This is a genomic window from bacterium, assembly GCA_037131655.1.
Taxonomy (GTDB): Bacteria; Armatimonadota; Fimbriimonadia; order Fimbriimonadales; family JBAXQP01; genus JBAXQP01.
This window is the reverse complement of record JBAXQP010000443.1, coordinates 1-1785: the sequence shown is the minus strand read 5'-3', so window position 1 is coordinate 1785 and position 1785 is coordinate 1. Positions and strand designations below refer to the sequence as shown.

The following is a 1785-nucleotide window of genomic DNA, read 5'->3' as shown; positions in this document are numbered from 1 at the left end:
ACAGGTTGCCCTGCTTCAAAGCGTTATCAAGATTAGCGGGAACGGTGTAGAGATCGCCTCTGGATATGACCTTAAGATTAATGCAGCCAGGGCTGTTGAAATCAATTCCGGCGGTGGTACGGCCATCAAATCCGGCGGGACTACCCGCTTGTTATCTAGCGGAGATATATCCATAAAATCGAGTACCTTAGACCTGTCATCATCATATTTCCGAATATCCGCGTCGCGCGGTGAGATTTCTGTTTCGTCAGAAATGTCAATAAAAGGGGCCATCCTTAAACTGAACAAAGGAACAAAACCGATTGCAACCGTGGGATCAATGATCGCAGGCAACCAGGTTGTAACCGGATCACAAACCATTTATGGAGAGTGAGGGGATTCTGGTGGCCGTTTACGGGGAATACAATTTTTAATCTGGTTTCGAGCATACTGGGAAACCCGTGGCTCAAAAGCTGCAGTGGCAATGGCTGATGAGCTTCTGGAAAACGTAGAACCGAGACTAAAGAAGAACGAAGAAATCGAGCATAAAATTGAAGCCGCTGGGCTTGACGTTATGGATTACGACAACCAACGAAGCCGCTATCGTATTCGCCTAGGAAAAGGCGAAGCAAAGAAACACGCTGAAATGCTTCATGATTTTTTTTCTTTGGCACACAAGGAATTCGGTAGAGGAACCAGTTAACAAAATATTTCAGGATAATTATATTATTTAGCATGATCGGTAAAAGGACTTAACGGGAGGGCATTTTGAAAGCAAAGGTATATATCGAAACATCGGTTATCAGCTATCTTACTGCACGCCCAAGCAATGATATCCGTGCAATGGCCAACCAGAATGTAACTATCGAGTGGTGGGAGACCCAGCGAAGCAACTACGATGTATTTATCTCAGAGTTTGTAATTGCAGAAGCCAGTCTCGGGCATCCTGATGCAATAAGTCGTCGTCTTGATGCAATCGCTGATATAATGGAGCTACAAGCAACCGAGGAGGTGCGGACATTGGGTCAAGAGCTTATCCGCCGCCATGCGCTGCCCGCGAACGCCGAAATTGACGCGTATCATGTGGCTATTGCAACCGTAAACGGCATGGAGTATTTGCTTACCTGGAACTGCACACACATTGCAAATGCTCATACGCGGCCTAAAATTGAGGCCACCTGCCGGGCACTTGGTTATGAGCCGCCCATCATCTGCACACCGCAAGAACTAACAGAGGAGGTTTAGGCTATGTGGAAAGATCCTATCGTCACAGAGACGCGCTCACTTAGAGAACAGTATGCCAATCAGTTTGGTCACAACGCTGATGCAATATTTCAAGACATTCTGCTGAGACAAGCTGCATCTGGCAAAAAGCTGGTTTCGTTCCAGCGTCGCGAGCCTGTTCTATCACAAGTAGGTTCCCAAGAGGAAAGACCCGTTTCAAATCTTCATATTTGACCACCACATTTAAACTGAAACAAAAATAATGATTCAACTAACGGCAGCACCGGTCGGAGGGAAAAAGCCCCCGCCGCCGGTGTGCCTTACCACGTTAGTCCCAAAGATGGAGAAAGTGCATGAACCCAAAGCATGAGGCTGGTTCAATCAAAGCCAATATCAAGGATTCTTGCTCGTATTTATCAAGCTTGTTTTTACTATTCTATCTCCTATCCAACTCCACCGACGCGTACGCAGAATGATTATGGATTGATTCGAAATTCTCAGTCTCCACCGAAAACCAGGTTATGTTGTCCAGCGCTGCGAGGCGGGAGTGCGCCTCTCGTACCATATCCTCCACGAAACGCG

Annotated in this window: 5 protein-coding genes; 4 read left to right on the top strand and 1 reads right to left on the bottom strand. The window is 46.8% G+C overall.

Features of this window, described 5'->3' with window-relative positions:
• The 4 genes from WCO51_13455 to WCO51_13440 all read left to right on the top strand — a co-directional run.
• Positions 1–373, top strand: a 373-nt coding sequence (locus WCO51_13455; protein MEI6514259.1) for a hypothetical protein, incomplete at its 5' end; no start/stop codon positions are given.
• 90 nt (positions 374–463) lie between these two features.
• Positions 464–682 carry a hypothetical protein gene (locus WCO51_13450; GenBank protein ID MEI6514258.1) on the top strand — a complete coding sequence of 73 codons (219 nt, stop codon included), beginning with the start codon at positions 464–466 and terminating at the stop codon, positions 680–682.
• Between the two features lie 65 nt (positions 683–747).
• A complete protein-coding gene (locus WCO51_13445; protein ID MEI6514257.1) occupies positions 748–1224 on the top strand; it encodes a type II toxin-antitoxin system VapC family toxin in 477 nt (158 codons plus the stop codon).
• Between the two features lie 3 nt (positions 1225–1227).
• Positions 1228–1437: a hypothetical protein gene (locus tag WCO51_13440; GenBank protein MEI6514256.1), complete on the top strand. Its 210-nt coding sequence runs from the start codon at positions 1228–1230 to the stop codon at positions 1435–1437.
• 202 nt (positions 1438–1639) lie between these two features.
• On the opposite strand, the gene WCO51_13435 is transcribed toward WCO51_13440, so the two are convergent.
• Positions 1640–1785, bottom strand: a 146-nt coding sequence (locus WCO51_13435) for a GTP cyclohydrolase, FolE2/MptA family (GenBank protein MEI6514255.1), incomplete at its 5' end; no start/stop codon positions are given.